This window comes from Streptomyces hazeniae (assembly GCF_031845485.1).
Taxonomy (GTDB): Bacteria; Actinomycetota; Actinomycetes; order Streptomycetales; family Streptomycetaceae; genus Streptomyces; species Streptomyces hazeniae.
The window spans coordinates 23,950-50,154 of record NZ_JAVREQ010000010.1 but is presented as its reverse complement, the minus strand read 5'-3'; the positions used below and the strand labels follow the sequence as shown (position 1 = coordinate 50,154).

22 protein-coding genes are annotated in these 26,205 nt (G+C 73.0%); 6 read left to right on the top strand and 16 right to left on the bottom strand.

The features are described 5' to 3' along the window. Positions 1-74: 74 nt before the first annotated feature. The 13 genes from RM572_RS13090 to RM572_RS13030 all read right to left on the bottom strand — a co-directional run bounded on the left by RM572_RS13090 (position 75) and on the right by RM572_RS13030 (position 11,431). A complete protein-coding gene (locus tag RM572_RS13090) occupies positions 75-413 on the bottom strand; it encodes an XRE family transcriptional regulator (RefSeq protein ID WP_311673499.1) in 339 nt (112 codons plus the stop codon). After that, positions 410-787 (bottom strand): type II toxin-antitoxin system RelE/ParE family toxin, encoded by a 378-nt coding sequence (locus tag RM572_RS13085; RefSeq protein ID WP_311673498.1) that lies wholly within the window; start codon positions 785-787, stop codon positions 410-412. Before RM572_RS13085 ends, RM572_RS13090 begins: the two co-directional genes overlap by 4 nt. A 136-nt stretch (positions 788-923) precedes the next feature. Next, positions 924-1,661 (bottom strand): alpha/beta fold hydrolase, encoded by a 738-nt coding sequence (locus RM572_RS13080; protein WP_311673497.1) that lies wholly within the window; start codon positions 1,659-1,661, stop codon positions 924-926. Further along, on the bottom strand, positions 1,658-2,914 hold the full coding sequence (kynU, locus tag RM572_RS13075) for a kynureninase (protein WP_311673496.1): 1,257 nt from the start codon (positions 2,912-2,914) through the stop codon (positions 1,658-1,660). The genes RM572_RS13080 and kynU overlap by 4 nt, the downstream gene beginning before the upstream one ends. Next, the gene (locus tag RM572_RS13070; RefSeq protein WP_311673495.1) at positions 2,907-3,797 is read right to left on the bottom strand and encodes a tryptophan 2,3-dioxygenase family protein; all 891 of its coding nucleotides are present in this window, start codon (positions 3,795-3,797) and stop codon (positions 2,907-2,909) included. Before RM572_RS13070 ends, kynU begins: the two co-directional genes overlap by 8 nt. Positions 3,798-4,048: 251 nt before the next feature. Continuing rightward, on the bottom strand, positions 4,049-4,462 hold the full coding sequence (locus tag RM572_RS13065) for a DUF3151 domain-containing protein (protein ID WP_027764225.1): 414 nt from the start codon (positions 4,460-4,462) through the stop codon (positions 4,049-4,051). A gap of 120 nt (positions 4,463-4,582) precedes the next feature. Beyond that, positions 4,583-5,605, bottom strand: a complete 1,023-nt coding sequence (fbaA, locus tag RM572_RS13060; protein ID WP_311673494.1) for a class II fructose-bisphosphate aldolase — start codon at positions 5,603-5,605, stop codon at positions 4,583-4,585. Between the two features lie 249 nt (positions 5,606-5,854). Continuing rightward, positions 5,855-6,394, bottom strand: a complete 540-nt coding sequence (pyrE, locus tag RM572_RS13055; RefSeq protein ID WP_311673493.1) for an orotate phosphoribosyltransferase — start codon at positions 6,392-6,394, stop codon at positions 5,855-5,857. A 39-nt stretch (positions 6,395-6,433) separates the two neighbouring features. Then, the gene (locus RM572_RS13050) at positions 6,434-7,270 is read right to left on the bottom strand and encodes an aldose epimerase family protein (protein WP_311673492.1); all 837 of its coding nucleotides are present in this window, start codon (positions 7,268-7,270) and stop codon (positions 6,434-6,436) included. A 118-nt stretch (positions 7,271-7,388) separates the two neighbouring features. After that, positions 7,389-8,342 (bottom strand): SRPBCC family protein, encoded by a 954-nt coding sequence (locus RM572_RS13045; RefSeq protein WP_311673491.1) that lies wholly within the window; start codon positions 8,340-8,342, stop codon positions 7,389-7,391. A 146-nt stretch (positions 8,343-8,488) separates the two neighbouring features. Beyond that, positions 8,489-10,144 (bottom strand): polyamine aminopropyltransferase, encoded by a 1,656-nt coding sequence (locus tag RM572_RS13040; protein ID WP_311673490.1) that lies wholly within the window; start codon positions 10,142-10,144, stop codon positions 8,489-8,491. A gap of 116 nt (positions 10,145-10,260) precedes the next feature. Continuing rightward, on the bottom strand, positions 10,261-10,866 hold the full coding sequence (locus tag RM572_RS13035) for a DUF2617 family protein (RefSeq protein ID WP_311673489.1): 606 nt from the start codon (positions 10,864-10,866) through the stop codon (positions 10,261-10,263). Between the two features lie 337 nt (positions 10,867-11,203). Further along, on the bottom strand, positions 11,204-11,431 hold the full coding sequence (locus RM572_RS13030) for a hypothetical protein (protein ID WP_311673488.1): 228 nt from the start codon (positions 11,429-11,431) through the stop codon (positions 11,204-11,206). A 169-nt stretch (positions 11,432-11,600) separates the two neighbouring features. Between RM572_RS13030 and RM572_RS13025 the strand changes: the two genes are divergently transcribed. From RM572_RS13025 to RM572_RS13010, 4 genes are all read left to right on the top strand, one after another. Continuing rightward, entirely contained in the window at positions 11,601-12,797 is a 1,197-nt protein-coding gene (locus tag RM572_RS13025) for a pyridoxal phosphate-dependent aminotransferase (RefSeq protein WP_311673487.1), read from the top strand. 550 nt (positions 12,798-13,347) lie between these two features. After that, positions 13,348-14,946 (top strand): M4 family metallopeptidase, encoded by a 1,599-nt coding sequence (locus RM572_RS13020; protein ID WP_311673486.1) that lies wholly within the window; start codon positions 13,348-13,350, stop codon positions 14,944-14,946. 105 nt (positions 14,947-15,051) lie between these two features. Then, entirely contained in the window at positions 15,052-15,996 is a 945-nt protein-coding gene (locus RM572_RS13015; protein WP_311673485.1) for a M28 family metallopeptidase, read from the top strand. A 197-nt stretch (positions 15,997-16,193) separates the two neighbouring features. Then, entirely contained in the window at positions 16,194-18,275 is a 2,082-nt protein-coding gene (locus RM572_RS13010; RefSeq protein ID WP_311673483.1) for a SpoIIE family protein phosphatase, read from the top strand. A 23-nt stretch (positions 18,276-18,298) separates the two neighbouring features. Here RM572_RS13010 and RM572_RS13005 read toward each other — a convergent pair whose 3' ends face one another. From RM572_RS13005 to clpB, 3 genes are all read right to left on the bottom strand, one after another. Further along, positions 18,299-20,392, bottom strand: a complete 2,094-nt coding sequence (locus tag RM572_RS13005) for an acyltransferase family protein (protein ID WP_311673482.1) — start codon at positions 20,390-20,392, stop codon at positions 18,299-18,301. Positions 20,393-20,644: 252 nt separating this feature from the next. Then, positions 20,645-21,184, bottom strand: coding sequence for a type III secretion system chaperone family protein (locus RM572_RS13000; RefSeq protein WP_311673481.1), 540 nt, complete (start codon positions 21,182-21,184; stop codon positions 20,645-20,647). A 210-nt stretch (positions 21,185-21,394) separates the two neighbouring features. Continuing rightward, complete coding sequence (clpB, locus tag RM572_RS12995) at positions 21,395-24,010, bottom strand: ATP-dependent chaperone ClpB (protein WP_311673480.1); 2,616 nt, start codon at positions 24,008-24,010, stop codon at positions 21,395-21,397. A gap of 167 nt (positions 24,011-24,177) precedes the next feature. On the opposite strand from clpB, the gene RM572_RS12990 reads away from it, so the two are divergent. Both RM572_RS12990 and RM572_RS12985 read left to right on the top strand, forming a co-directional pair. Then, positions 24,178-24,573: a pyridoxamine 5'-phosphate oxidase family protein gene (locus tag RM572_RS12990; RefSeq protein WP_311673478.1), complete on the top strand. Its 396-nt coding sequence runs from the start codon at positions 24,178-24,180 to the stop codon at positions 24,571-24,573. Between the two features lie 502 nt (positions 24,574-25,075). Further along, positions 25,076-26,143: a zinc metalloprotease gene (locus RM572_RS12985; protein ID WP_311673477.1), complete on the top strand. Its 1,068-nt coding sequence runs from the start codon at positions 25,076-25,078 to the stop codon at positions 26,141-26,143. The last annotated feature ends 62 nt before the right edge of the window (positions 26,144-26,205 follow it).

The window sequence follows — 26,205 nt, the reverse complement described above, 5'->3', positions numbered from 1 at the left end:
CCGCGGGTGGCGTGGCGCCGAGCGGGGCCCGGACGTCAGCGCAGGGCGTCGAGGAGGACGTGGAAGGAACGCGGCTACGCCACCGTGTACTCGACGTCGCCGAAGTCGGCGACCACGCGGAGTCGCCCGCCGAGCGCCTCGACGTAGGAGCGCAGTGTCGCCAGTTCCGTCCGGTCGACCTCGCCATGTTCTATGGCCGAGACTCGCGGTGCCGAGACGCCCATGGTGTCGGCGATCTGCCGCTGGGTGAGTTCCTGCTCCCGCCGAAGTTCCGCAAGGCGGTAGGCCCGCACCTCCGCGTGCAGGCGGTCGGCCGCCGCCCGCTTCTCTTCGGCGCTGCGGACCGGGATGCCTTCAGCCCGCCGTCGCCTCTCCGCGTTCCGCTTGACCTCTTCCCAACGGACCGTCGTCATTCGTACTCCCGAGTCTCGAGTTCGAGGAGGTGGCTCCGGTAGCGCTCCTCGGCCAACGGGATGTTCTTGTCGTACCAGCCGCGCCAGTCTCCGCACTTGTCCCCGGCGACGAGAAGTACAGCTCGCCGAACGGGGTCGAAGGCGAACAGGATGCGTATCTCACTGGAACGCGTCGAACCTGGGCGGAGCTCCTTCATGTGATGATGCTCCGCCCCCTTGACGCGATCCACCAAGGGCCGCCCAAGCGTCGGCCCGGCCTCGGCCAGTACGTTGACGGCGTCTTCTACCTGATCCGCACTCGCACTGTCGGTGACGAGCAGGTCCTCGTACCAGGAGGCCACCTCGGCCACCAGGAGCACTTCCCATTCAGCCATAGCCAGCAACTTAATGCAAGTGTTAACCCTCGTGGTTGCGTCTGCGCGGCGATCACACGATCGGGTGGACGGCGGAACTGGGCCTCGCCTGCGGAGATGACACGGGCCTCGCTGGCAAGCCCGGCCTGCGTGGAGGTCAGCGCAGGGCGTCGAGGAGGACGTGGAAGGCGGGGGTGCCGGGGGTGAGGGGGGCGAAATGGCCGGTGGCGGGGAGGAGGTGGAGGCGGGCGCCCCAGTCGGCCGCGTAGCGGCGGGAGAGCTCGACGGGGACGTCGGGGTCGGCGGTGCCGTGCAGGATCTCCACCGGGACGCGGGGGAAGAGGCGCATCGGGTCGGCCTCCGGCAGCCGCGCCGCGACGTGCTCCTCGCCGCCCAGGAACTCCGCGACGGCGCCCTCGCTCAGGCCGAGGGCGTGGGCGCGGGCCAGATCGGCGACCGGCGCGACGGCCAGCACGCGGGCCGCCGCCGCGCGGTCCCGCTTCCACGCCGCCCACAGCGCGAGCTGGCCGCCCGCGGAGTGGCCGAGCAGCACGTGCGGGGGTGCGCCGAGGGCGCCCAGCGCGGCATCCACGTCGTCGGCCGTGCGCGGCCAGCCGCCGTCGCCGCCGACCCGGCGGTACTCCACCAGGTCGACGGTCCAGCCGTGCGCGGCCAGCGCCCCCGCGAACGGCGTGAGGTGGGAGCGGTCGTACGCCTCGCGCCAGTAGCCGCCGTGCAGCACGGTGACGCGGGGGCCGTCGGGCGGGCCGTACTGGTCGATCACCTGCGACGGGTGGTCGCCGTAGCGCAGGGTGCGGTCGGGGGCGACCGGGGGCAGGCCGCTGAGCGCGGCCCACTCCCGGTCGGCCTGCCCGGTGCCGGGGGCGTCGCTCAAGCCGGGCCGCCCGGCGTCGTGGCCTCGGCCAGCACCTCGGCGAGCACGCGCGCGGCGCGCTCGGCGTCGGCGAACGAGGTGTAGAGCGGCGTGAAGCCGAAGCGCAGCACGTCGGGCCGGCGGTAGTCGCCGACGACGCCGCGCGCGATCAGCTCCGCCATCACCCCGCCCGCGTCCGGGCAGCGCAACGCGACCTGGCTGCCGCGCCGTTCGTGCGCGGCCGGGGTGATGACGTGCACCCGCCCGTCCGGTACGTACGCCTCGACGCAGCGGACGAAGAAGTCCGTCAGGGCGAGGGACTTCGCGCGCACCTCCGCGATGTCGACGCCGTCCCAGACCTTCAGCGACTCCTCCAGCGCGAGCAGCGACAGGATGTCCGGCGTGCCGACGCGGCCGCGCACCGCGCCGTCGCCCGCCGCATAGACCGACGCCATGGCGAACGGGTCGACGTGTGAGTTCCAGCCCGGCAGCGGCGAGTCGAAGCGCTCGGCCAGGTCGGCGCGCACGTACAGGAACGCGGGCGCGCCGGGGCCGCCGTTGAGGTACTTGTAGGTGCAGCCGACGGCGAAGTCGACGCCGTGCGCGTCCAGGTCGACGGGAAGCGCGCCCGCGGTGTGGCACACGTCCCACACCACACGCGCGCCGGCGCGGTGGGCCGCGCGAGTCGTGCCGGACAGGTCGGCGAGTTCGCCGGTGCGGTAGTCGACGTGGTTGACCAGCATCACGGCCGTGTACGGGCCGGCCTCGGCGGCCATCTCGCCCGCCGGGACCGGACGCACCGTGCAGCCCGTCATGCGGGCGGCGGACTCGGCGATGTAGCCGTCCGTGGGGAACGTGGAGGCGTCCACCAGGACCTCGGTGCGGCCCGGGGCGTCCTCCTGCGCGATGCGGACGGCGCCGACGACGGCCTTGAACACGTTGACGCTGGTGGAGTCGGACACCACGACCTGGCCGGGGGCGGCGCCGACGAGCGGGGCGATGCGGTCGCCGATCCGCTCGGGCGCCTCCCACCAGCCGGACTCCGTCCAGGAGCGGATGCGCATCTCGCCCCACTCCCGCCGGACCACGTCGGCGACCCGGTCGGGCACCCCGGCGGGCAGCGCGCCCAGCGAGTTGCCGTCCAGGTAGACGGTGTCGTCGAGGACGAACTCGGCGCGCTTGGCAGCGAGACGGTCCCCGGCGTCGCGGGCGGCGGCCTCCTCGGCGAGGCCGCCGCGGCGGGCTGCACCCGCGACGGTGGTGGTCTCAGACATGGCTGCGGGCCGTCCAGAGCTCGGGGAACACGTTCTTGGTGGCGCGCTTCTCGAGCCAGGCGACGCCGGCGGAGCCGCCGGTGCCGACCTTCGAGCCCATGGCGCGGCGGGTGGCGACCAGGTGGTCGTTGCGCCAGCGCCAGACCAGTTCGGCGACCTCGGTCAGCGCCTCGCCGAGCCGGACCAGCTCGGGATCGCCGTCGCCCTCCGCCGTGTAGACGCCGGCCCACACGGCCTCGACGGCCGGGTCGGGCTCGTACTTCCGCGACACGTCCCGCTCCAGCACCTGCGCGGGCACGTCCTGGCCGTGCCGGGACAGGTAGTGCAGCACCTCGTCGTAGAGGCTGGGCTGGTGCAGGGCCTTCTCCAGCTCGGCGTGCACGCGCGGGGCGCCGCGGTGCGGCACCAGCATGGACGCGGACTTCTCACCGAGCAGGAACTCCAGCCGCCGGTACATGGCGGACTGGAAGCCGCTGCCCTCACCGAGGGCGGAGCGGTAGGCGTTGAACTGTGCGGGGGTGAGGTGGGCTATCGGTTCCCAGGACGCGTTCAGCGACTGCAACTCGTAGGTCGAACGCTTCAGCGCGGCCAGCGCGCCGTTCAGGTCGTCCTCGCGCAGCGACCGCGCGGCGGTCTCCCACTCGTGGACGATCAGCGTGAACCACAGCTCCATGACCTGTGTGGTGACCAGGAAGGCCATTTCGCCCGGGTCGTCGGAGAGCGGGTGCTGGAGGTGGGTGAGCACGTCCGCCTGTACGTAGTCCTCGTACGGGGTGGTGCCGTGGAAGTCCAGCTCGGGGGCCTGTACCTCGTCGGTCTGCGACTCGGGCGCGGGTGCGTCCGGGGACGGCTGACCGGCGGGAACGCCGGTTTCGTGGGACATCTGGTGTCTCCGTGGATCGTGGCGTCCGGGTAGCGGTCCGCTCCTTCCGTTCGGCGATGGAGCTCCGGTCCCCTCGGGCCGTGCGATCCGTGCACGGCCCACACAGCATCATCGCGAGCATGCCCGGCCGGGACAAGTCCGGGCCGGGCATATGCCGCGAGACGGTGCTCACCCGGCCATCCGGGCAGGCCCCCGTGCGCCGTGCGGCGCCGTGCGTCACGCCGAGCGCGACGCCGTCACGACGCCGTGCGCTACGACAGCGTGGACGCCGCGGTCGGCGAGCTCTCCTTGAGGAAGGTGCTGCAGCGCTCGTACTCCTCCAGCTCGCCGATGGCCTGGGCCGCCCGGGCGAGTGCGTGCAGCGCGCGCAGGAAGCCGCGGTTCGGCTCGTGCTCGAACGGCACCGGGCCGTGGCCCTTCCAGCCGTTGCGGCGCAGGGCGTCCAGGCCCCGGTGGTAGCCCGTGCGGGCGTAGGCGTACGACTCGACGACCCGTCCCGCGGTGTAGGCGTCGTCGGCGAGCTGCGCCCAGGCCAGCGAGGACGTGGGGTGCTTCGCGGCCACGTCGGCGGGCGCCGTGCCGGAGGCGAGCAGCTCCCGCGGCTCGGGGTCGTCGGGCAGGTGGGTCGGGGGCGGGCCCCCGAGCAGGTTCTCGTGAACGGTCATGTCTCCAGTCTGCACGCCCGGCCCGGCCACCCACCGCACAGGGCCCGGCACCGTGCGGTGCCGGGCCCTGCGGGGAGCCGGGTTGCGGGCGCCGGGCGCCTCAGCGTCCGGGCGTGCGGGTCACTTCAGGCGGGTGCCGGTCGAGCGCAGGGCGCCGCAGGCCTGCTGCACGCGCGCGGCCATGCTCTTCTCAGCGGCCTTGCCCCAGCTGCGGGGGTCGTAGACCTTCTTGTTGCCGACCTCGCCGTCGATCTTGAGCACGCCGTCGTAGTTGCGGAACATGTGGTCCGCGACCGGGCGGGTGAAGGCGTACTGGGTGTCGGTGTCCAGGTTCATCTTGACCACGCCGTTCTCCAGCGCGGTGGCGATCTCCTCATCGGTGGAGCCGGAACCGCCGTGGAAGACGAAGTCGAACGGGTTCTGCGTGCCGAACTTCGCGGCGACTCCGTCCTGGAGGTCGCGCAGCAGCTCGGGACGGAGCACGACGTTGCCCGGCTTGTAGACGCCGTGCACGTTGCCGAACGACGCGGCCAGCAGGTAGCGGCCCTTCTCCCCCAGGCCGAGCGCCTCGGCGGTGCGGATGGCGTCGTCGACGGTGGTGTACAGCTCGTCGTTGATCTCGTGGGTGACGCCGTCCTCCTCGCCGCCGGTCGGGGTGATCTCGACCTCGAGGATGATCTTGGCGGCGGCGGTGGCGGCGAGCAGCTCCTGGCCGATCTCCAAATTGTCCTTGAGGTTCTCCGCGGAGCCGTCCCACATGTGGGACTGGAAGAGCGGGTTCTGGCCTGCGGCCACGCGCTCCTTGGAGATCTCGACCAGCGGGCGGACGTAGCCGTCCAGCTTGTCCTTGGGGCAGTGGTCGGTGTGCAGGGCGACGTTCACCGGGTACTTCTTCGCGACGATGTGCGCGAACTCGGCGAGCGCCACCGCACCCGTCACCATGTCCTTGTCGTACTGGCCGCCCAGGAACTCCGCACCGCCGGTGGAGATCTGGATGATGCCGTCGCTCTCCGCCTCGGCGAAGCCGCGCAGCGCGGCGTGCAGCGTCTGCGTAGAGGTGACGTTGATGGCCGGGTAGGCGAACCTGCCTGCCTTCGCCCGGTCGAGCATCTCGTTGTAGACCTCGGGGGTTGCGATGGGCATCTGTCCGCTCCTTGTGAAGTACGTGGTGCGTGGCCGTACGGCTCCGGGGTCGGGGGCCGGGACCGGGCTCGGCTGAGGGAGGCGACGTCATCGTCGCCCCCCATCTTTCCAGACGGGCCCCGAACCTCCAGACCCCCTCACCCGCGGGCCCGGCCCGCCGGCCGGGTGGCCCAGCCGCGCACGACTGCGGCGTAGACGGTCACGGACCGTAGTTTCACGTGAAACATCGACCGGCCGTCCGCGTGAACGTCAGGCGAGTTCCAGGTCGTTCAGGTCGTACGCGTACACGTACGGCAGGCCGGCGTCGTCGATCGCGGCAGCGGCGGAGCGTTCCACGATGGTCGCCACCGCGACCACCTCGGCGCCGGCTTCGCGCGCGGCCTCGACGGCGGTGAGCGGGGAACCCCCGGTGGTGGAGGTGTCCTCCACGATCAGCACGCGCCGTCCGGCGACGTCCGGGCCCTCGATGCGGCGCTGGAGGCCGTGCGCCTTGCCGGCCTTCCGCACGACGAACGCGTACAGGTGACGGCCTCGGGCGGCCGCCGCGTGCAGCATGGCGGCCGCGACGGGGTCGGCGCCCAGCGTCAGGCCGCCCACGGCGTCGTAGTCGAGGTGGGCGGTGGCGTCGAGCATGACCTGCCCCACGAGCGGGGCCGCCTCGCCGTCCAGGGTGATCCGGCGCAGGTCGACGTAGAAGTCGGCCTCGATCCCGGAGGAGAGGGTCACCTTGCCGTGCACCACGGCCTTGGTCTTGATCTGTTCCAGCAGCGCGGCACGCGTCTCGTCCATGCGCCCGAGCCTATGCGAGCGCCCCCTGATCGGGTCCGGTCAGGTCAGGTGGCGCCAGGTCCAGGTGGTGGCGATCTCCAACGGCTCGATCGGCGTGACGAAGCGCGGCAGCGAGTTGAGCCCGTTCGGCGGGCCGGACTGCGGCTCCACGCACACGGCGGCCGGCTGCTCGTCGTAGAGCACCACCCACTCGGCGCGGCTGGAGACGTTCAGCTCCAGCTCCTCCGGCCAGGTCAGGGTGACGTCCACGCCCTGCGGCATGCCGAAGCAGTCGTCCCACGGCCCGGGCTGCGGCTCGATACGACGGCCGGTGGGCAGATGGTCCGCGCCGCGCTCCTCCTGCCACTCGGGAGCGAAGCGGATCTGCGCCTCCGCTCCGCCCTCGCGCAGCGTGCGCCGGAACCACGGGTGCCAGCCGGCCTGTGCCGGAAACGAGGTGCCGTAGGTCTCCACGCCCAGGGTGAGCGTGATGCCGCCGCCGTCCTCCGCCAGCTCGACCAGCTGGGTCACCACGCCGTCCCACGGCCACGGGTCGGTCAGCCCGACGGTGAACGCGGCGGAGCGCTCGTCGGCACGGACGGTGCGCCAGGGCAGGCGCCGGACCGTGCCGTGCATCGCGTGCGGACCACCGAGCCCGTCGCGGACGTCCTGCTCGGACGGCACCGGTAGCTGATGCAGCTCCCCGCCGTTGCGGAAGCGCCCGTGGTCGGTGCGACCGCACCAGGGAGCCATGACGAACGCCCCGTGGCCGGGGCCCTGGACGAGCAGTTCGGTGCCGCCCGCGACGAGTGACGCCAGACGGCAGCCGTTCTCCGGTTCGACGGTGACCGCGGTGTCGCCGGAGCGGAGCGTGACGGGGGTGGCGGAGTTGGTCATGCGACGACCCTAAGGGGGACGCCGACGGTGAGGTGCGCGGCCGCGCCCGGGTGTTGACGGGCCGTCGCACGGTCGCCCGCACGGCAGGGACGACGGCGGCCGGCGCGCGGCGCCCGGGTCAGCGGCGGCGACGCAGCGCGCGGGTCAGCACGACGGCACCGGCGAGCACGGCGGCCGCGGCGGGCGCCGCCCAGCGCAGCGCGTCGGACGCGGCGCCGGTCTGGGGCGAGGGCACCGGCGCGTAGCGGCCGCGCGGCGGAGCGTGGTCCACCTCTTCGGCGCTCCGCCCGATCATGGTGCGCCGGGCGTGCGCGGCCTCCGCTGTCGCGGCGTCCTCGTCGACCAACTCCTCCTCGAACGGTTCCTCGTCGTCGATCTCGTCGCCCGTCGGGTCCAGGGACGAGGGCGGGACGTCGGCGTCGAAGAGGCCGCCGGACGGCTTCTCCTCCTCACGCCGGGCCGAGGGCTCGCCGGTCTCCGGGCCGGGGATGCCGGGGATGACGCGCTCGTTGTCGTCGGGTGCGCCGAGCCCGGCGGGCTCCCCGGAGCCGCTCCGGGCCTCGGCCTCCTCGGGGCCCTCGGCCTCCGGTGCGTCGGCACCGGACGGAGGGCCGGAGAGGCCGGAGACGCCGTCCGCGCGCAGGCTCTCCTCCAGCGCGGAGCAGAAGCGGTCCAGCAGCCGTCGTCCGGCGCCGACCGTCGTCTTCTGCTCGTGCTCGAAGAGGCGGCCCTCCCCCGTCACCGTGCCGGAACAGGTGAGGCGGGTGCCCTCGCCGTCCTCGGCGGCGTGCGGCACCAGCTTCAGCGCGAGCTTGACCGTGCCGCTGCCACGGGCCTCCGTGCCGGAACCCTCGACGGTGAAGCCGTCGCCCTGCGGGATCAGCGTGAGACTGCCCCGGTAGGTGATGGTGGACCCCCCGATGCGGACGCGCAGGCGGCCCTCCACCGCGTCGCCGCCGCCCGAAGCGGCGTCGACGTGGAGTCCGGGGACGCAGCGTGCCACGCGCTCACGCTCGGCGAGCGCCGCACGTACCGAGCCGACGGAAAACGGAACGTACACCTCGTGCTCCATACGCCGGAGCCTACCCACCAGGACCGGATCGATGGATGTCCCCGGCAGCATTCCTCCGCGCGTCGTCACGCACCCCGCGCCCGGCATCCCCCGGGGCACCCGGCGCGCCCCGTCCCGCCACCCCCGTCCGGCGGGGCGACGCGTGCTCACTCGTCGTAGCGCGGGTGCATCAGCGTGGAGGAGGGCAGCCCGGCCATGCGCCGGGCCCCCGCACGGCTCACCGCGGAGGACAGCGAGCGTCCGGTCAGCGCGCTGAGCGCGGGCCGTTCCGGTGGGGGCGCCGTCCGCACGGCGGGCGGCGTCGTCCCGGGCGCGGCGAGCACGAATCCCCACTGGTCCGAGACGCGCCCGGGCTCTCCGTTCCCGTCGCCGGGAAAGGGGAGGGCCGGGCGCGCGGAGGCCGTGGCGTGCCCGGAGACCCGCCCGCCCACGGCATACGGCGTGGTGGCCAGGCCCGCCGCCCGCAGCGTCGCCTCGACCGTCCAGAAGTCGCGGGGGCTCAGGTCCGGCGGTCCGGCGTGCACGGCGAGGCGGCCCGTCGGTGCGAGGGCACGGGCCAGCAGGCCGTAGAACTCCTGGGAGTAGAGCCGGCGGGCGTCCGGCCCCTGCGGGCCGGGCAGGTCGGAGACGATCACGTCGTACGGTCGCGCGCCCGGATCGCGGGCCCGCAGACGGTGGAAGGCGTCGGCGGCGACGACCCGCACACGGGGGTCGGCGAAGGCGCGGCCGTTCATCCGGGCCAGCACCGGATCGGTGCGGGCCAGGTCCACCACTCCCGGCTCCTGCGCCAGGACCGTGACCGACCGGACCTGGCGGTAGCCGAGGATCTCCCGCAGCGCCAGGCCGTCGCCGCCGCCGAGCAGCAGCACCCGGCTGCGCGGACCGGAGGCGAACGCCGGGTGCACCAGCGCCTCGTGGTAGCGCTCCTCGTCGGCCGAGGAGACCCGCAGCCGGCCGTCGACGAAGAACCGCAGCAGGTGCTCGCCGCCGCTGCGGCGGCTGCCGGGCAGCGGCTGCCCGGTGAGCACGAGCTGCCGGCCGTCCGCGTCGACGGAGACCCGGACGTCCGCGCCGTAGAGCGCCTGCCGGGCGGCGTGCTCGAAGGGGGAGACGAGCTGGGCGGCGAGGGCGAGCAGCGCGCACACCGCGCCGTTGAGGACCAGCAGCCCGCAGCGGGCACGGCGGCCCAGGTCGTGCCGGAAGAGCCAGAGCACCACCACGCCGCCGGCCACCGCGTTGACCACCCCGGTGAGCAGTGCGCCGGTCAGCTGTCCGAAGAACGGCAGCAGGAGGAAGGGAAAGGCGAGCCCACCCACGAGCGCACCCACGTAGTCCGCGGCGAACAGGTCGGCGACGGCGCCGCCCGGGTCCTGGCGCCGGATGCGCTGGATCAGGGTCATCAGCAGCGGCATCTCGGCGCCGATCAGCACTCCGATGGCGACGGCGAGGGCCACCAGCATGGCCCGGGTGGCACCGAACCAGGCGAAGCTCGCGTAGAGCGCCATCGCGGAGCCGCCGCCGACCAACGCCAACAGGCCCTCCACCAGCCCGAAGCCGACGGCCGCGCGGCAGCGGAGCCGTTTGGCCAGCAGCGAGCCGACGCCCATGGCGAAGACCATCACGGCCAGCACCACCGACGCCTGGGTCACCGGATCCCCGATGAGGGAGGCGGCCAGCGCGACGAGTTCGAGCTCGTAGACGAGCCCGCAGGCCGCGCAGACGAAGACGCAGACCAGCACGACCGCCCGGCCGACTGCGGCCGGTACGGGCAGCCGTGCGGAGGGGACGTACTGGTCGATCATGGCACGCACGCTACGTGACGGGATATGCCCCGCCTGTCACCCACAAGCGTGACCTGGGCGTGCGCAACCGTGCGCGCAACCCCGTTCACGCCGGGCGGGCGCGGGCGCGAGCCCCGTCAGAGCAGCGCTCCCTCCCGGCCTGCCCCGCCGGACGACCGACGGCCGTCCCCGCGGGTGTTCCGGTCCGCGCGCCGTTCCGGGGTCCCGCCCGCCTGCAGGACGCCGAGCGCCACCCGGGTGCGGGTCGAGACGAGCCTGCCCTCCTGCGGGTACGAGTGCCAGGTGCGCCAGTGCACCTGATCCTCGTGCCGCTGCACCAGCAGCGCGGTGAAGGCGTGCGGGCTGCCCGGATAGGTGCCCGCGAGTCCGTGCGGGTGTTCCGCGACGAGCGCGATCAGCTCCTGCGCCCTGCCGACGAACGAGCCGGTCGACAGGGTCTCCACGCGGGAGGCGAACTCGTAGTCCCATTCGCCGAGTTGCCTGGAGACGCCCAGCGGCAGCGGTGCGGTGCTGCCGGGCATGCAGGCGACGGTCTCGGAGCAGGAGCCCCGGCCGTCCTCGAGGATGACCTGGTGCGACGCGCCCAGCAGCCGCAACTGCACGTGTGCGTCGACGAGTTCGAGATCCAGCGTGGCCAGCGCGGGAAGCGGTTCACGACCGAGCGCCCAGGCGAGGTCGCCGGCGCGGGTATCGCTGTACGCGGTCTTGAGAGTGGTGAGCATGGGTCGGCTCCGCAAGACGCAGTCGGTGGTGGTGGAGGGGGGTGGAGCCTTCACCGAATCACGGAACTCGCCATACCTACAGCGTTTTTGCCCTTCCGTGGCCGGTTTCCATCCGCGTGGGGGCGGGAGCGCTCACCTGTTCAATCCTCAAGGACACCGCGCGGTCACGGTGCCCTCACGCGCGTGTCACCGCGCGGCCTCCCGCCGCGGACGCGTCCGGTCCCGGCCGGACGGTCCCGGCCGGGCGTCCGGACGGGCGGTCCCGGCCGGACGTCCGGACGGACGGCCCCCGGCCCCGGCCTCTCCTCCGCACCGAAGCGGGCGGCCTCCGCCGGCTTCAGCAGCCTCCGCCGCCGTCGCCACCACCGCCGCCACCGCCGTCGCCGCCGCCTCCTCCGTCGAAGAATCCGCCTCCGCCGTCGCCGCCGCCCGGGCCGACCCAGGCGCCGCTGCCCCAGGTGCTCCGCGTGCGCCGCTTCGGGCGGGACTTCCCTGCCGTGCTCGCCAGCACGGCGATGATCGCCGCGATCACGGCGAGCACGACGATGCCTATGACGATGCTCATGAGATCCCCCGTTCTTGCTGTACTGTCCGGCGTCGCCGGCCCCCTGTACCGGCGACGCCTTGCTTGGCAGAGGTATCGCCGCCGCCGGCCCCGCTCACACCGGAGTTGAGGAAGACCAGAGCTTCCCGGTGGTACGACGAGGTTGAGGATGCGGGGGGCGTACCCGAGGATGGCGCCCATGACCGCTGACCGACGCCCGCTGCTCAACCGCCGCCTCGCCGAGTTCGGGACCACGATCTTCGCCGAGATGTCGGCCCTCGCCGTGCGCACCGGCGCGCTCAACCTGGGCCAGGGCTTCCCGGACGCCGACGGCCCGGAGGAGGTGCGTGAAGCCGCCGTACGGGCGCTGCGGGAAGGCCGCGGCAACCAGTACCCGCCGGGGCCGGGCGTACCGGAGCTCCGGCAGGCGGTCGCCGCCCACCAGGAACGGTTCTACGGCCACCTGGGCGTCACCTGCGACCCGGACCGCGAGGTGCTGGTCACCGCCGGGGCCACCGAGGCGATCGCGGCCTCGCTGCTGGGCCTGGTCGAGCCCGGCGACGAGGTGATCGCGCTGGAGCCCTACTACGACTCGTACGCGGCGAGCATCGCGATGGCCGGCGGCACGCGGGTGCCGGTCACCCTGCGCCCCGGAGAGGACGGCGCCTACCACCTCGACCTGGACGAGCTGCGCGACGCCGTCACCGACCGCACCCGGCTGCTGCTGCTCAACAGCCCGCACAACCCCACCGGCACCGTGTTGCGCCGCGAGGAGCTGGCCGCGATCGCCGAACTGTGCCGCGAACGCGACCTGCTCGCCGTCACCGATGAGGTGTACGAGCACCTGGTCTTCGACGGCGAGCACCTGCCGCTGGCCTCCTTCCCCGGCATGCGGGACCGCACGGTCACCATCTCCTCGGCGGGCAAGACGTTCTCCTTCACCGGCTGGAAGGTCGGCTGGGTCACCGGGTCCGCCGAGCTGGTCACGGCGGTGCGTTCGGCGAAGCAGTACCTCACGTTCGTCTCCGCCGGGCCGTTCCAGTACGCGGTGGCCGAGGCGCTGGCGCTGCCGGACGCGTACTACACCGCGCTCCGCGAGGACCTGCGGGAGAAGCGCGACCTGCTGTCGCAGGGGCTGGCCGAAGCGGGCTTCGGCGTCTTCCGGCCGGCCGGCACGTACTTCGTGACCGCCGACATCCGTCCGCTGGGCGCGGAGAGCGGACTCGACTTCTGCCTCGGCCTACCCGAACGTTGCGGCGTGGTCGCGGTGCCCACCCAGGTCTTCTACGACCACCAGGCCGCGGGGGCGCCCTACGTCCGCTTCGCTTTCTGCAAGCGGCACGACGTGCTCGCCGAGGCGGCCCGGCGGCTCAAGGGCGCGGGCTGAGGCGTCTTCCCCCGGACGGCGAGACCATTCCCCGGGAGCCCGGTGCAAGGGGTTTCCCCATGCCGCAGAGCTGCGGATAGGGCGGCATTCCGGACGGTTTCCCGGAACGCGGACGACAACCGACAGGGCGGTAGTTGAAGATTTTCCCGTCGTGGCAATCGCAACGGGACGTGCCTTCGGCGAGTGAGCCGAAGGCCGTGCGGCCCGCGCCGCACACACTCTTCGGGAACGGGCTTTCGGTCAAGGACGAAGAAGGCACACCGATTCTTCACGTTCTCCGGAAGAAAAACCCCTGCTCGCCGGGCACTTGTCCGGCGGCGTCGTGACATGCCCTCTGACGTGGGGATCTCGTCATGGGTCCACACCACCTCTCCGGATAGCGGACGCGTCGAACGCCTGCAAACGAAAAGGCCATTGCTGGCGCACCGGTGACATGAACCCGACTCTCGTGGCAGGGTGCCGTTCTACGTCACTCGTTCGAATGACGTGCAACCGATTCTGCCCGGGAGTTCACCTCGTCTCCCGGTCCCCACGCAGAAGGAGTTACCGGGTGAGACTCACCACGAAGAAGCACCGGATATCCGCCCTCGCCGCCACCGCGGCGCTGGTCGCCGCGGGCGTGACCGCCGGCACCGCCGGAGCGGCGCCCGACAAGGACGGCTTCGACAAGGGCGCCATGCCCGTCTCGCTGTCGCCCTCGGACCGCACCGAGCTGGTCAAGTCGGCCGACACCGACGCCGCCAAGGCGCGGACCGCTCGGGTTCTCGGCCTCGGCGAGAAGCAGGGGCTGGAGGTGAAGGACGTGGTGAAGAACCGCGACGGCTCCACGCACACCCGCTACGCCCGCACCTTCGACGGCCTGCCCGTCCTCGGCGGCGACCTGATCGTGCACCGCAACGCGACCGGCGAGAAGACCGGCGTCACCAAGGCCGTCGAGGCCGAGATCAAGGTGGCCTCCACCGACGCGCCGAAGTCCCAGAAGCCGTCGCTGTCCGCCGCGCAGGCGGACGCGAAGGGCAGCAAGGCGCCGCGCAAGGTGATCTGGGCCGCGGACGGCAAGCCGACGCTGGCCTGGGAGAAGGTCCTCGGGGGCAAGCAGAAGGACGGCACCCCGAACGAGCTGCACGTCGTCACCGACGCGAAGACCGGCGAGAAGCTGTACGAGTGGCAGGCCGTGCACAACGGCACCGGCAGCAGCATGTACGCCGGCGAGGTCGAGATCGGGACCGAGGGTTCCGGCGGGTCGTTCACCATGACCGACTCCGCGCGCGGCGGTCACGAGACGCAGGATGCCGACAACGGCAACCAGGTCTTCACCGACACCGACGACACCTGGGGCGACGGCACTCCCGCCGACCCGCAGACCGCGGCCGTCGACGCCCACTACGGTGCGGCGCTGACCTGGGACTACTACAAGAACGTGCACGGCCGCGACGGCATCCGCGGCGACGGCGAGGGCGCCACCAGCCGCGTCCACTACGGCGAGGCCTACCAGAACGCCTTCTGGCAGGACTCCTGCTTCTGCATGACCTACGGCGACGGCGCGAACAACGAGCACCCGCTCACGTCGATCGACGTGGCGGCGCACGAGATGACGCACGGCGTCACCTCCGCCACCGCCGGCCTGGTCTACCAGGGCGAGTCGGGCGGCCTGAACGAGGCCACCTCCGACATCTTCGCCGCAGCCGTGGAGTTCCACGCGCAGAACCCGGAGGACCCGGGCGACTACCACGTCGGCGAGAAGATCGACATCCGCGGCGACGGCTCCCCGCTGCGCTACATGGCGCAGCCGAGCAAGGACGGCAGCTCCCTGGACTACTGGTCCGAGGACGCCGCGAACGTCGACGTCCACTACAGCTCGGGCATCGGCAACCACTTCTTCTACCTGCTGGCCGAGGGCAGCGGCGAGAAGACGATCAACGGTGTCACCTACAACAGCCCGACGCACGACGACTCCACCGTCGAGGGCATCGGCATCGACAAGGCGGCGGCCATCTGGTTCAAGGCGCTGACCGAGGAGATGACCTCCACCACGGACTACGCCGACGCCCGCCGGGCGACGGTCGCCGCGGCCACCGCCCTCTACGGCGCGGACAGCACCGAGGTGTCCACGGTCGAGGCCGCCTGGAGCGGGGTCAACGTCCAGTAAGCGGCGACGCCGCACTCGCAACTCCCCACACATGCAGACCGGTTCGCCGCCCGCCGGGGCCCACCCTCCGGCGGGCGGCTTCCCCACACCACACCGGAGCACCGCATGATCCGCACCCTCAAGCGCAGAAGCGTCATGGCCGTGACCACGTGCACGGCCCTCGGCGCGACCCTCCTCACCTTCACCCAGGCCCAGGCGGAGCCCGCAGCCGCCGCGGCCCCCGACATCCCCGTCGGCGCCGTCGTCCAGGACCTGAAGGACCTGCAGCAGATCTCCGACGACAACGGCGGCAACCGGGCCCACGGACAGCCCGGCCACAAGGCGTCCGTCGACTACGTCAAGGCCAAGCTGGACGCCGCCGGTTTCGAGACCTCCCTGCAGGAGTTCACGCACGGCGGCGCGACCGGCTACAACCTGATCGCCGACTGGCCCGGCGGCGACCCGAACCAGGTGCTGATGGCCGGCGCCCACATCGACTCGGTGAGCGACGGGTCGGGCATCAGCGACAACGGTTCGGGCAGCGCCGGCGTCCTCGAGGTCGCCCTCGCCGTGGCCGAGGCCGACCTGAAGCCCACCAAGCACCTGCGTTTCGCCTGGTGGGGCGCCGAGGAGGTCGGCCTGGCCGGCTCCCGGCACTACGTGGACGGCCTGGCGGCCGGCCAGGCGGAGACGATCGACGGCTACCTCAACGCCGACATGATCGCCTCCCCCAACCCCGGCTACTTCGTCTACGACTCCGACCCGGCGCTGGAGAAGGTCTTCACCGACTGGTTCTCCGCGAAGAGCATCCCCACCGAGGCGTCGACCGAGACGAACGGGCGCAGCGACCACGCCTCGTTCCAGAACGCCGGCATACCCGTCGGCGGCCTCTTCACCGGAGCGGGCGCGACGAAGACCCAGGAACAGGCCGACAAGTGGGGCGGCACGGCGGGCGAGTCCTTCGACCCGTGCTACCACGCCTCCTGCGACGACCTGACGAACATCAGCGAGGAGGCGCTCGACCGCAACGCCGACGCCCTCGCCCACGCCGTGTGGGAGCTGAGCGGCTGACCGTCCGCCACCGCCCGTCACCGTGCCGGAGCCCGGCCGCCGATCCCGGCGTCCGGGCTCCGCCGCGTCCGGGCCGGGCCCCACGGGAAGCTGCGGCGCCCGGCGAGGCGAGAGACGATGAGAGGACCGCGGTCCCTCCCCCGGTGTCCGCCGCACGGCCGGCACCCGCGGGGTCCCTCCGGAGGGAGCAGCCGTACATGGTCACCGACGGGTCCCGCACCGGGGTCGGCGAGGAGGACCGGCCCTCTATCGGCCCTTCGCCTCCCGGCGGACTGATGGACGTCCTGGCCGTCGCCGCCGTGGTGATCGACGCCTCCGGGCGCATCGTGCTGTGGAGCCCGCAGGCCGAGGAGCTGATGGGCTACCGCGCGTCGGAGGTGCTCGGGCGTCCGGCGGTGCGGACGCTGGTCCCCCCGGAGTACCGCGACCGCGCGCTGAAGCTCTTCGCCGAGGTCATGGCGGAAAGCAGCGGTGCGTGGGCCGGCGTGTTCCCGATCCGCCACCGGGACGGCGGAGTGCGCCTGCTGGAGTTCCGCAACATGCGGCTGACGGACGACCGCGGCGACCCCTACGCGCTGGGGCTGGCGACCGACCAGGGCACCGTGCGCCAGGTGGAGCGCGAGGTCGCGCTCTCCACCCGCGTGGTCGCCCAGTCCCCGATCGGGGTCGCGGTCTTCGACACCCGGTTGCGCACCGTCAGCGTCAACCCCGCGCTGGGCGACATCGCCGGCCTCCCGCCGCACGCCCGCCTCGACCGCAGCGTCCGGCACATCCTGCCGTTCGTCGACCCCGACACGGCCGAGTCGGTGATGCGGGACGTGCTGCGGACGGGGACGCCGCTGCGCGACCAGGCCGTCCTGGGCCGCCCGGCAGGCGACCCGGACCACGAGCACGCCTGGAACCTCTCCTACTTCCGGCTCGAGTCGGCCGGCGGCGACGTGCTGGGGCTCACCGTCGCGCTGCGCGACATCACCCAGCAGCACGAGGCGGCGACCGAAGCGGCCCGCGCCCGGGAACGGCTGACCACGATCGCGGACGCCACGGCACGGATCGGCACCACCCTGGACCTGGAGCAGACCGCCCGCGAACTCGCCGACGCGGTCGTCCCCCGCCTCGCGGACGTGGCCGCCGTCGACATCCTCGAGGACGTCCTGGAGCACCGCGGCGGGCCCGGGGAGGCGTCCGGCCCGCCGGTGTTCCGGGCGCTCGCGCTGGCCGAGGCGGGCCCGACCGAGGCCGCCCGCGCCGCCGACCCGGTCGGCGAGGCCGCCCGCTACGGCACCGACCGGCTGGTCGCCCGGTGCGTCGCCACCGGCGCCCCGGTCCGCGTGCCCCGGGTGCGCCCCGCCGACCTGGCCCTCATCGCCCGCGACGCCGAGTCGGCGCGGCTCCTCGACCGCGCCGGGCTGCACTCCTACCTGGCCGTCCCGCTCATCGCCCGCGGCACGGTGCTCGGCGCGCTCGACCTCAAGCGCATCGGCAACCCGGAGCCCTTCGACGAGGACGACATCGTGCTGGCGCGCGAACTGGCCGGCCGGGCGGCGATCTCCATCGACAACGCGCGCTGGTACCAGCGGGAGCGTGCCACCGCGCTCACCCTCCAGCGCTCCCTGCTGCCGCAGCTCCCCGAGCCGCAGCCCGGCCTGGAGATCGCCTACCGCTACCAGCCCGCAGGGGCCGCCAGCGAAGTGGGCGGGGACTGGTTCGACGTCATCCCGCTGGCGGGCGGCAGGACGGCGCTGGTGGTCGGCGACGTGATGGGCAGTGGAGTCACCGCCGCCGCGACCATGGGCCAGGTGCGGACGACCATCCGCGCGCTCGCCCACCTCCACCTGGAGCCGGACGGCATCCTGCGCAGCGTCGACCGCAGCAGCACCGGCCTGGAGCAGTCGATCGCCACCTGCCTGTACGCCGTGTACGACCCCGCCACCGGCGAGTGCCGGCTCGCCTCGGCCGGGCACCTGCCGCCGGTGCTGGCCCGCCCCGGGCAGCCCGCGCAGCTCCTCGACCTGCCCACCGGCGCCCCGCTCGGCGTGGGCACCGTCCCCTTCCACAGCACCGCCGTCCGGCTGCGCCCGGACGACGAACTGGTCCTCTACACCGACGGCCTGGTGGAGGTTCGCGGCCAGGACATCGACGAACGGCTGGCCCTGCTGCGGGAACTCCTCACGCCCGGGGCCGGGCTCCAGGAGACCTGTGACCGGCTGCTGCGCGCGCTGCGGCACCCCGACCACCACGACGACATCGCCCTCCTCATCGCCCGCATCACCCGCCCCTGAACGGGGTCGGCGGCCACGCCGGTTCAGCGGACGGAGGGAAGCTCGCCGTCCAGCCAGTCGGCCATCGTCTCCATGTAGGTCGCCGTCAGGTGCGCGCCGTTGCGGTAGACGAGTGCGTTGCCGATCACCGCGGGGCAGGCACCGTCCCGGCACAGCGCCTCGCCCGGGTCGACCAGCCGTGCGCCCGAGACGTCCCCCGCCGCCTGGCGGTTGACCGGCGTGAAGTCCAGTCCGGTGCGTTCGGGCACGACGCACTGCGAGAGATCCTCCAGGTGTGCGGAGACACAGGCGGGCACGTCTTCGGGCGGGTGCGGGTTGTCCGCGACCACGACGGTGCGCGCTCCCGCCCCCTGCAGGCGCTCCAGGGTGTCGGCGTAGGCCGTCCGGACGCGGCGGGCGCTGTCCTCGGCCCCCAGCCGGTCGCCGTCGGCGACGGCGCGCACCGTGGCCAGGTTTCCGGTCACCACCAGGGCGGGTTTCTCGTCCCGCTCGATGCGCTCCAGCGTCCGCTCGCGCCACTCCGCGCACTCGGTGTACTCCCGCTTGAGCCGGGGGTTCCAGGTGGGGAGGTCCGCCGGCGTGCACCCGGACTTGGTGAGCACGACCAGCCGCCACTTCCGCTTCTGGGCGACGCGTTCCAGGGCCGGGGCGTACTGCATGGCGTGGGAGTCGCCGTAGAGCACGACGGTCGTGCCGGCCGTGGTGTCGCCGTAGACGCACGCGGGGGACCGGGTGTCGCGCTGGGCGACGAGGCAGCCGTCCCGGTGCGCCCGGCCCTTGTCGTCGGCGGCCTTCTCCGGCAGCGGGCGCAGGGCGTCCGCGGTGTGCTGCAGCGGCTCACCGCCCAGCAACGTCCGGGCACCGGCGACCTCGTGCGGCTCCGCCTGCGGAACCCGCGGCACGCTGTTCCAGGAGAGCGCCGCGGCGAGGACGGCGAGCGCCGTGCACCCGCCGCCCAGGGCCAGGCTGCGGCCGTTCGGCGCGAACGCGCGGGCGCGGCGGAAGTACTCCTCCACCAGACGGTGGCTCAGTGCGGCGGGGATCAGCGAGAGCACCACCACGAGCAGGAGGATCGAGGTGGGCAGACCGGAGAAGAAGGCGGTCGCGAAGACGATGGCCGGCCAGTGCCAGAGGTACCAGGAGTAGGAGACCCGGCCGAGGTAGCGGACCGGCGGGAGTTCCAGGACCCGGGCGGCCGGGTGGGGGCCCGCGGTGCCGGCAGCGATGAGGGCGACGGTGCCCAGCACCGGGAGCAGCACGGGCACACCGGGGAACGGCGTCGTGTCGTCGTAGACGGTGACGGAGGTGAGGACGGCGGCGAGGCCGCCGCAGCCCAGCACCGCGGGCGCCCGGCGGGGGAGGGCACGCAGACGCGCGGCCGGCACCAGGGCGAGCAGTCCCCCGGCCGCGAGCTCCCATCCCCGGGTGAGCGTGGAGAAGTAGGCCACGCCCGCCTCGGTGGTCGTCAGCACGACGGAGTAGGCGAAGGAGGCGGCGGCGACGGAGCCCAGGCCGAGTGCCAGACGGACCCGGGGCGCGCGTCGGCGGCTGCCGAGACCGCAGGCGAGCAGCAGAAGCGGCCAGACGAGGTAGAACTGCTCCTCCACGGAGAGGGACCAGAAGTGCTGGACGGGGCTCGCGGCGGTGCCCACCGCGGAGTAGTCGACCGCCTCTGCCGCCTGCTGCCAGTTGACCGCGTAGAGCGCCGACGCGATGACGTCCTCGAAGACCTGCTGGCGCTCGACCGGCGAGAAGAGCAGCCATGCCGCCCCGGCCGCCGTGAGCAGCACCAGGCAGGCCAGCGGAAGCAGGCGCCGCATGCGACGGGCGTAGAACCGTGTCAGGGCGATGCTGCCGGTCTGCTGGAGTTCCCGGAGCAGCAGGCCGGTGATCAGATACCCCGAGACGACGAAGAACACGTCGACGCCGACGTAGCCCCCGGCGAACGTGGTCGCTCCCGCGTGGTAGGCGAGGACCACGCACACGGCCAGCGCCCGCAGCCCCTCCACGTCGCCGCGGAATCTCTGCTCGCGGGGCGGCGCGCCCTCGCGTGTCCCCGGCGGGCGTTCCGCCACCGTCGTTCCGACCGGACCCGTCGTGCCCTCTGGCCGCTGCATGCCTGCCCATCTTCCGCCTCGTCGCGTCCGTCCTCCTCGGATCACGAGCCGGGCCAGGGTAGGTCACGGAAAGGTCACAGCGCCATGGGTGGTGTCCCGCACCGCCATGAGGAAGCGGATTTCCGCATGACGGGAAGGGGGTCCTTTGGGTCCGCCGCGCTGCCGGGACACCTCGGAGCGCACGGACGCGGACGGGCCCGGGCGGGGTGCCGGGGCACCTCGCCCGGGCCCGTGGGCGCCGTGCGACGGAGGTCAGGAGTCGGAGGCGGAGTCCTCGCCGTCGGCGCCGGAGCCGGCGTCCTTCTCCAGCCCGAGCTGCTCCACCATCCACTTGTCGAACTCGATCGAGGCGCGCACCCAGCTGACGACGCTGGAGACGAAGTGCTCCAGGGACACGCCGGTGCCGATCAGCATCTGCGCCTCGCCGATGAGACGGACGGTGCCGTCGTCGTGCGTGTGGCTGTAGACCTTGGGCCACAGGGTGCGGCGGTTCCAGTCGTCGATCGACTCGAGGACGGCGCCCTTCTCCTCGATCTTGTGCGGCCGGTCGTAGAACGTGCGCACCGAGAAGACCTGCTGCTCCGCCTCGCCGCGGAACATGAAGTACGTGCGGAACTCCTCCCACGGAGCGGCGAGGTCGCCCTCGTCATCGACGACGTACTTCAGCTCCATCTGGTCGAGGAGCTGCTTGACCAGATCCTGGTCGGGGACGACGGGTCCGGTGGGACCGGTCTCCTGCTGGTCGGGCTGCTGGCCCCCGAAGTTAGGAATCGAGGACGGGTCGATGCTCACCGTGGATTTCCCTTCGTATGGATACGGCCATCCTCCCCCATGACGGGCCGGGAGACGCAAACCGCGGGCCGCGACGGATGCCGCCCGTCGGGTGGTCCCGACGGGCCCGGAGGCGGGCGGCACCCGTACGGCGGGTACCACGGCCGGCGCGGGGCAGTCCCCGCACCGGCCGGTTGTCGGGCCGGGGCGCGGGCGGACGGTCGCGGGCGGTCATTCGCCGGCGGGCGCGACGAAGAGGCCGTCCCCGCCGTCGACGCGGTCCACGCGCACGGTCCCGCCGTCCCGTACCTCTCCGGACAGGATCTCCCGGGCGAGCTGGTCGCCGATCGCCGTCTGCACCAGCCGGCGCAGCGGCCGGGCGCCGTACGCCGGGTCGTTCCCCTCCTCGGCCAGCCAGGCCAGCGCCGCGGGGGTGACGTCCAGCAGGAGCCGCCGGTCGGCGAGCCGCCGCTGGAGGGCGCCGATCTGCAGCTCGGCGATCCGGGCCAGTTCCGCGCCGTCGAGCGCGGAGAAGACGACCACGTCGTCCAGCCGGTTCAGGAACTCGGGCCGGAACGCGGACCGCACCGCGGCCATCACCTTCTCCCGCCGCTCCTCGGGCTTCTCCAGGCTGTCGGTCAGGTGCTGGCTGCCGAGGTTGGAGGTGAGGATGAGGAGGGTGTTGCGGAAGTCGACCGTGCGGCCCTGCCCGTCGGTGAGCCTGCCGTCGTCGAGGACCTGGAGCAGGATGTCGAACGCCTCGTGGTGCGCCTTCTCGACCTCGTCCAGCAGCACCACGCTGTACGGCCTCCGCCGCACCGCCTCGGTGAGCTGGCCGCCCTCCTCGTATCCGACGTAGCCGGGCGGGGCGCCGACCAGCCGGGCCACCGCGTGCTTCTCGCTGTACTCGCTCATGTCGATGCGGACCATCGCCCGCTCGTCGTCGAAGAGGAAGTCGGCGAGCGCCTTGGCCAGCTCGGTCTTGCCGACGCCGGTCGGGCCGAGGAAGAGGAAGGAGCCGGTGGGCCGGTCGGGGTCGGCCACCCCGGCGCGGCTGCGCCGTACGGCGTCGGACACCGCGCGCACCGCCTCCGTCTGGCCGATCAGGCGGCGGCCCAGCTCGTCCTCCATGCGCAGCAGCTTCTGCGTCTCGCCCTCCAGCAGCCGGCCGGCCGGGATGCCCGTCCAGGAGGCGACGACGTCCGCGATGTCGTCCGGGCCGACCTCCTCCTTGACCATCAGTTCCCTGGGAGCGGCCGCGGCCTGCTTGTCGGCGACCTCCTCGGCCTCGCTGGCCTCCTCCAGCTCGCGCTCCAGCGCCGGGATCTCGCCGTACAGCAGCTGGGAGGCGGCCTCGAAGTCGCCGTCGCGCTGCGCACGCTCGGCCCGGCCGCGCGCCTCGTCCAGGCGTTCCTTCAGCTCACCGACCCGGTTGAGGCCCTGCTTCTCCTTCTCCCAGCGGGCGGTCAGGCCGCGCAGCTCCTCCTCCTTGTCGGCGAGCTCGCGGCGCAGGCGCTCCAGGCGCTGCACCGAGCCGGGGTCGGTCTCGTTGGTGAGCGCGAGCTCCTCCATCCGCAGCCGGTCCACCGCGCGCTGGAGCTCGTCGATCTCCACCGGGGAGGAGTCGATCTCCATCCGCAGCCGGGAGGCGGCCTCGTCGACGAGGTCGATGGCCTTGTCGGGGAGGAAGCGGGAGGTGATGTAGCGGTCGGAGAGGGTGGCGGCGGCGACCAGCGCGCCGTCCGCGATCTGCACCTTGTGGTGCGCCTCGTAGCGGCCCTTGAGTCCGCGCAGGATCGCGATGGAGTCCTCGACGGTGGGCTCGGCGACCAGCACCTGCTGGAACCGGCGCTCCAGCGCGGCGTCCTTCTCGATCCGCTCGCGGTACTCGTCCAGCGTGGTGGCGCCGACCATTCGCAGTTCGCCGCGGGCCAGCATCGGCTTGAGCATGTTGCCCGCGTCCATGGCGGAGTCGCCGCCCGCGCCTGCGCCGACGACGGTGTGCAGCTCGTCGATGAAGGTGATGATCTGCCCGTCGCTGGACTTGATCTCGCCGAGCACGGTCTTCAGCCGCTCCTCGAACTCGCCGCGGTATTTCGCGCCGGCCAGCATGGCGCCGATGTCGAGGGCGACGAGGCGCTTGTTCCGCAGCGACTCCGGGACGTCGCCCTTCACGATGCGCTGGGCCAGCCCCTCCACGACGGCGGTCTTGCCGACGCCGGGCTCGCCGATCAGCACCGGGTTGTTCTTGGTGCGGCGGGAGAGCACCTGCACGACACGGCGGATCTCCTGGTCGCGGCCGATGACCGGGTCGAGCCGGCCCTCGCGCGCGGCCGCGGTGAAGTCGGTGCCGAACTTCTCCAGCGCCTTGTACGTGCCCTCGGGGTCGGGGGTGGTGACCCGGCGGCCGCCGCGGACCTCCTCGAACGCCGCCAGCAGCTTCTTGTCGGTGGCGCCCTGCTCCGCGAGCAGCTCGCCGGTACGCCCGCCGCGGGCGGCGACGCCGATCAGCAGGTGCTCGGTGGAGATGAAGGCGTCGCCCAGCTCCTTGGCCCGCTGCCCGGCGTCGGCGATCACGGCGAGCAGCGCACGGTCGGCCTGCGGACGGGAGACGGTGGAGCCCTGGACGCGCGGCAGTCCGGCGAGCTCCCGCTCGGCGCCGGCCCGCAGCGCGGCCTGGTCCGCCTCGACCCCGGCGAGCAGGTCCTGGATGTTCTCGTTGTCCTCGCCCTCGAGCAGGGCGAGCAGCAGATGGGCCGGGGTGATGTCGGGGTGCCCGTCGGTGACGGCCCGGTCGTTGGCCGCGCTGATCGCGTCCCGGCTCCTGTTGGTCAGCTCGGCGTCCACGCTCGTCTCTGCCTCCTTCTTCCTCGACATCCCATGGCTTGCACGGTCCACGGTACAACAAGTTGAGTCTGTTCCACTCAACTATATCGGCAGCAGTCCGCGCAGTGCTCGCGAGGGCACCCGCGAGCCGCCCCCACCACCGTGAAGCCCCGCGCTACGGTCGGGGCATGGCCCTCCAGGACGACCCGGCGTTCCTCGCCTTCTGGCGCGAACGCCACTACTCCACTCTCACCACCTTCCGCCCCGACGGCACGCCGCACGTGGTCCCGGTGAGCGTGACGTACGACCCCGGCACGCGTACGGCCCGGGTGGTCGCGCGCGGGACGAGCCGGAAGGTGCGCAACGTGCGGGCGGCCGGGCCGGAGGGCAGCCGGGTCGCCCTGTGCCAGGTGGACCGCCGGCGGTGGGCCACCCTGGAGGGCCGGGCGGTGGTCCGCACCGAGCCCTCACTGATCGCCGACGCCGAGGAGCGGTACGAGGCGCGCTACGGCCGGCGCCCGAAGCCCAACCCGGAGCGGGTGCTGATCGAGGTCACCGTCGACCGCACCATGAGCCGCCTCTGACGCACGCCGCAACCCCCGGCGCGCGGGACACCCCCCCGGCGACCCCCGCCCCCGCACGCCCCGCACGCCCCGGACGACCCGGATGTCGCACCCCTCCCGGCCGCCTCCCGCACCTCGCACGCCCCACCGGTCGGCCCACTCCTGCACTCCACGCCTCCCAGGCGTCCGGTACCCGGCGCATTCCTTGCCGGTAAGCGACGAGGCAAGACGCTTTCCAGCCAGATTTCGATGACCCTTCCCGGCCCTTGACGCGGGACGACCCACCCCGGCACGCCGGGCGCACATCCGTACGAATCCGCGCACATGCCGCAGTGTTCTGCGTCACACGGCGGTCGCGTGGGCCCACCGGCGCGAGTTGTCCAGACCTCTCACACTCACCGATGGCGACGCTGCGTCGAATCTTTGGGCCGGATCGAGCCTGGCTGACTTTCGCCACTCAGCCATAGCGTGCGCCGCGGATGCGAGGAGATCCCTCGCGCCGGTGTCTCGGGAGGAGCGCACCTTGCGCCGATTCAGACGAATATCCCCATCCGCCCGTAACCGCCTCATCGGTATCGCCGCAGTGGCCGGAACACTCGCCCTCGTGCCCGTCTCCGCCCCCACGGGAGCCGCCGCCGACGCCGCCCGCTCCACGACCGCCGCATCGGTCGACGCGGAGTGCCGCACCGCTGAGGGCCACGGAAACTCCGAGCCCAGCCACGCCGAGGGCCACGGCAACGCACCCGCCGCCGCCCGCGTGGCCCGCCCGCACGGCCACGACCACGCCGCCCACGAACCCAACGCGGTGAGCGCGAAGAAGGCCGCCGCGATGGAGCGGGCCCTCGACAAGAAGCTCGACCGGATGCGCGCCGACGGTCTGCTCGCGCAGAAGAAGGGCAAGAACGGCCAGCTCGCCCCCGTCACCATCCCCGTCTACTTCCACGTCGTCCACGACGGCGCGACCGGCAAGCTGACCGCCGGCGACATCGGCGCCCAGATGGACGTCCTCAACGACGCCTTCGGCGGTGTCGGCTCGGGCAACACCGCGTCGCCCTACAGCTTCGAGCTGGTCGACACGACCTACACGGACAACGCCAACTGGTACAACGGCCTCCAGCCGGACAGCGCGGCCGAGGCCAACATGAAGTCCAGCCTCCGCCAGGGCGGCGCGAACGCGCTGAACTTCTACACCGCCAACCTGGGCGGCGGCCTGCTCGGCTGGGCCACCTTCCCGACCTCCTACCAGAGCGAGCCGGAGATGGACGGCGTCGTCGTCCTCGACGCGTCGCTGCCGGGCGGCTCGGCCACCAACTACGACGAGGGCGACACCGGCACGCACGAGGTCGGCCACTGGATGGGCCTGTACCACACCTTCCAGGGCGGCTGCGGCGGCCAGGGCGACTACGTCTCGGACACCGCGGCCGAGGCCAGCCCCGCGTTCGAGTGCCCGACGGGCCGCGACACCTGCAGCGGCGGGGGCGCCGACCCGATCCACAACTTCATGGACTACACGTACGACTCCTGCATGACCCTGTTCACCCAGGGCCAGGTGGACCGCATGAACGAGTTCTGGACGGCCTACCGCGCCTGACCGCCGTGCGCGAGGGCCGCATACCCTCCGCCGGCCGCCGCGGGCCCGTACCGGTCACGGTG

What these genes read in the sequence shown, in the direction of transcription:
- RM572_RS13090 (WP_311673499.1), bottom strand. Translation starts at nt 413, where the DNA reads ATGACGACGGTCCGTTGGGAAGAGGTCAAGCGGAACGCGGAGAGGCGA.
- RM572_RS13085 (WP_311673498.1), bottom strand. Translation starts at nt 787, where the DNA reads ATGGCTGAATGGGAAGTGCTCCTGGTGGCCGAGGTGGCCTCCTGGTAC.
- kynU (WP_311673496.1), bottom strand. Translation starts at nt 2,914, where the DNA reads ATGTCTGAGACCACCACCGTCGCGGGTGCAGCCCGCCGCGGCGGCCTC.
- RM572_RS13070 (WP_311673495.1), bottom strand. Translation starts at nt 3,797, where the DNA reads ATGTCCCACGAAACCGGCGTTCCCGCCGGTCAGCCGTCCCCGGACGCA.
- RM572_RS13065 (WP_027764225.1), bottom strand. Translation starts at nt 4,462, where the DNA reads ATGACCGTTCACGAGAACCTGCTCGGGGGCCCGCCCCCGACCCACCTG.
- fbaA (WP_311673494.1), bottom strand. Translation starts at nt 5,605, where the DNA reads ATGCCCATCGCAACCCCCGAGGTCTACAACGAGATGCTCGACCGGGCG.
- pyrE (WP_311673493.1), bottom strand. Translation starts at nt 6,394, where the DNA reads ATGGACGAGACGCGTGCCGCGCTGCTGGAACAGATCAAGACCAAGGCC.
- RM572_RS13050 (WP_311673492.1), bottom strand. Translation starts at nt 7,270, where the DNA reads ATGACCAACTCCGCCACCCCCGTCACGCTCCGCTCCGGCGACACCGCG.
- RM572_RS13045 (WP_311673491.1), bottom strand. Translation starts at nt 8,342, where the DNA reads ATGGAGCACGAGGTGTACGTTCCGTTTTCCGTCGGCTCGGTACGTGCG.
- RM572_RS13040 (WP_311673490.1), bottom strand. Translation starts at nt 10,144, where the DNA reads ATGATCGACCAGTACGTCCCCTCCGCACGGCTGCCCGTACCGGCCGCA.
- RM572_RS13035 (WP_311673489.1), bottom strand. Translation starts at nt 10,866, where the DNA reads ATGCTCACCACTCTCAAGACCGCGTACAGCGATACCCGCGCCGGCGAC.
- RM572_RS13030 (WP_311673488.1), bottom strand. Translation starts at nt 11,431, where the DNA reads ATGAGCATCGTCATAGGCATCGTCGTGCTCGCCGTGATCGCGGCGATC.
- RM572_RS13025 (WP_311673487.1), top strand. Translation starts at nt 11,601, where the DNA reads ATGGCGCCCATGACCGCTGACCGACGCCCGCTGCTCAACCGCCGCCTC.
- RM572_RS13015 (WP_311673485.1), top strand. Translation starts at nt 15,052, where the DNA reads ATGATCCGCACCCTCAAGCGCAGAAGCGTCATGGCCGTGACCACGTGC.
- RM572_RS13010 (WP_311673483.1), top strand. Translation starts at nt 16,194, where the DNA reads ATGGTCACCGACGGGTCCCGCACCGGGGTCGGCGAGGAGGACCGGCCC.
- RM572_RS13005 (WP_311673482.1), bottom strand. Translation starts at nt 20,392, where the DNA reads ATGCAGCGGCCAGAGGGCACGACGGGTCCGGTCGGAACGACGGTGGCG.
- RM572_RS12990 (WP_311673478.1), top strand. Translation starts at nt 24,178, where the DNA reads ATGGCCCTCCAGGACGACCCGGCGTTCCTCGCCTTCTGGCGCGAACGC.